Genomic DNA, 2,420 nt, shown 5'->3' with positions numbered 1-2,420 from the left:
GGTGTATTTCATGTGCTGGCGGATGTTGGCGCGCGCGGCGCGGATCGCCGCCGAATCGGGCGAGCCGCCTCCCGCCGTCTCCGGCATCACCGGCTTCAGCACGCGCTCGCGCACCAGATGCCTGGTCACCTCGCTCTCGGCCTTGTTCAGGTACCAGTCGGTCAGCCGGCGGATCTCGGCGCGCTCCATCGGGTCCTCGGCGAACAGCCGCTTGTCGCGCTTGAGCACCCCGCGCGTCTCGTCGAGATATTCGGCGATCACCATGGCGCCGACGATCGGCACGTCGCCTTCGGCGAGCAGGATCGGCAGCGTGCCGGCCGGGTTCAGCGCCAAAAACTCCTTGCGCCGCGTCCACGGCTTTTCCTCGATCAGCGCTAGCTCCTCGCCATATTCGCCGAAGGCGAGGCGCACGAACCGGCAGGTGGCGAACATCGGGTGGTGGAAGAGCGTCAGCATGGTCCCGCGATAATAAGGCGCACTGGCGAATCGCCGGCCGCGCCGGTAAGTCTTGGCCGCCCGCAAAGCGGACCGTCAGGGTGCTGCGACCTATAGGGGGACTTCCGCGCCATGACAAGCAAGCCCTTCCCCAAGCCACAATTCCGAGGTTGCCATGGATAGCCAGACCATCGTCGAAGCGCTGCTGCTCGGCCTGCTGGAGGGCCTGACCGAGTTCATTCCGGTGTCCTCGACCGGCCATATCCTGCTCGCCGGCCATTTCCTCGGCTTCCATTCGACCGGCAAGGCCTTCGAGATCCTGATCCAGCTAGGCGCCATCCTCGCCATCCTCAGCGTCTATTTCAAACGCCTGTGGCAGATGCTCACCGAACTGCCCTATGACCGGCTGACGCGGCATTTCGCCCTCGGCATCCTCATCGCCTTCCTGCCGGCGGCCATCATCGGCGCCTTGGCGCACGACTTCATCAAGACGATCCTGTTCGAATCGCCGCGGCTGATCTGCATCATGCTGATCATCGGCGGCGTGGTCCTGCTCGTGGTCGACCGCTTGGCCCTGAAGCCGGTCTATCGCGACGTCGAACGTTTCCCGACCCGGCTCTATCTGCAGATCGGCCTGTTCCAGTGCCTGTCGCTGATCCCCGGCACCTCGCGCTCCGGCTCGACCATCGTCGGCGCGCTGCTGCTCGGCGTCGACAAGCGCGCGGCGGCTGAATTCTCCTTCTTCCTCGCCATCCCGACCATGGTCGGCGCCTTCGCCTTCGACCTGTTCAAGAACCGTAACGTACTGACCTCGGCCGACCTGCCGATCATCACCATCGGCTTCGTCGCCGCCTTCGTCACCGCGCTGTTCGTCGTCCGCTTCCTGCTCGATTACGTCTCGCGCAACGGCTATTCGCTGTTCGGCTGGTGGCGGCTTGTGGTCGGCGGGCTCGGGCTGGTGGCGCTGATGATCTGGGGGTGAGGCCCTCAATTCCGCCCATAAAACGCGTTCTCGACATGCACCGGCCAGCGCCAGGGCAGCACCGCCACCATGTCGAAACGCACCGAGAGCCTGCCATAGTCGGATTGGCGCGACAGCCATAAGTCGGCGGCGCCCTCGATGCGGCGCTCCGAACCGTGGGCGATCGCCTCCATCGCTTCCATCAGCGAACGCCGCGCCTTGACCTCGACGAACAGCACCAGGTCGCCGCGCCTGGCGATCAGGTCGATCTCGCCGAGCCGCGTGCGGTGGCGGCGCGCCAGGATCCGGTAGCCTTTCAGCATCAGCGCCAGCGCCGCCAGCCATTCGCCGCGATGACCGCGCCGATAGGCTTTCAGGCGGCCGGCGGCCGGGCGCTTAGCCACCGCTGTCTCCTCCCGAAACGCCCCTGAGTTCGAGCAGCCGCCGGTAGAGCGCCTGCTTCTGGCCGCCGGTCATCTTTGCCGCTTCCGCCGCCGCCTTGGAGGCCGGCATCTCGGCGGCGAGCGACAACAGCAGACGGTCGATGTCCGCCGGCTGGTCCTCCTGCGCTTCGGCGGGGCCGACGCAGACCACAATCTCGCCCTTCGGAGTGTCGGCCGCCGCGTAATGGCCGGCAGGCGCGTCGAGCGTGCCCGTGCGCTTCTCCTCGAAGGTCTTGGTCAGCTCGCGGCCGATCGCCGCCTTACGTCCGCCGCCCAGCGCCTCGACCATCGCCGCAAGCGTCTCGGCCAGCCGCCTGGGCGATTCGAAGAAGATCAGCGTCGCCGGCACACTTTTCAGCGCCTCCAGCCGTGTCAGCCGCTGGCCGGTCTTCACCGGCAAAAAACCGGCGAACAGGAAGGCGTCCGAAGGCAGGCCGGAGGCGGTCAGCGCCGCCAGCGCCGCCGACGGACCGGGAATGGGCACGACGCGGATGCCATGGTCGAGCGCCTCGCCGACCAGCCGGTAGCCGGGATCCGATATCAGCGGCGTGCCGGCGTCCGAGATCAGCGCCACGCTCTGC

Annotated in this window: 4 protein-coding genes; 1 reads left to right on the top strand and 3 read right to left on the bottom strand. The window is 67.1% G+C overall.

Going from position 1 to position 2,420, the window contains the following annotated elements:
- Positions 1 to 456: glutathione S-transferase family protein (locus EN745_RS33665; RefSeq protein ID WP_145992298.1), on the bottom strand; the 456-nt coding region annotated here is incomplete at its 3' end.
- Positions 457 to 610: 154 nt separating this feature from the next.
- Between EN745_RS33665 and EN745_RS33660 the strand changes: the two genes are divergently transcribed.
- On the top strand, positions 611 to 1,417 hold the full coding sequence (locus EN745_RS33660; RefSeq protein WP_126057291.1) for an undecaprenyl-diphosphate phosphatase: 807 nt from the start codon (positions 611 to 613) through the stop codon (positions 1,415 to 1,417).
- Positions 1,418 to 1,422: 5 nt separating this feature from the next.
- On the opposite strand, the gene EN745_RS33655 is transcribed toward EN745_RS33660, so the two are convergent.
- Together EN745_RS33655 and EN745_RS33650 are read right to left on the bottom strand one after the other, a co-directional pair.
- The gene (locus tag EN745_RS33655) at positions 1,423 to 1,800 is read right to left on the bottom strand and encodes a YraN family protein (protein WP_126057290.1); all 378 of its coding nucleotides are present in this window, start codon (positions 1,798 to 1,800) and stop codon (positions 1,423 to 1,425) included.
- A partial coding sequence (locus EN745_RS33650) for a 16S rRNA (cytidine(1402)-2'-O)-methyltransferase (RefSeq protein ID WP_145992297.1) occupies positions 1,793 to 2,420 on the bottom strand: 628 nt, incomplete at its 5' end. The genes EN745_RS33650 and EN745_RS33655, both read right to left, overlap by 8 nt.

The sequence above is a fragment of the Mesorhizobium sp. M4A.F.Ca.ET.022.05.2.1 genome, assembly GCF_003998845.1.
Classification (GTDB): domain Bacteria; phylum Pseudomonadota; class Alphaproteobacteria; order Rhizobiales; family Rhizobiaceae; genus Mesorhizobium.
The sequence above is the reverse complement of the archived record's forward strand: the minus strand, read 5'-3'. Positions and strand labels throughout refer to the sequence as shown.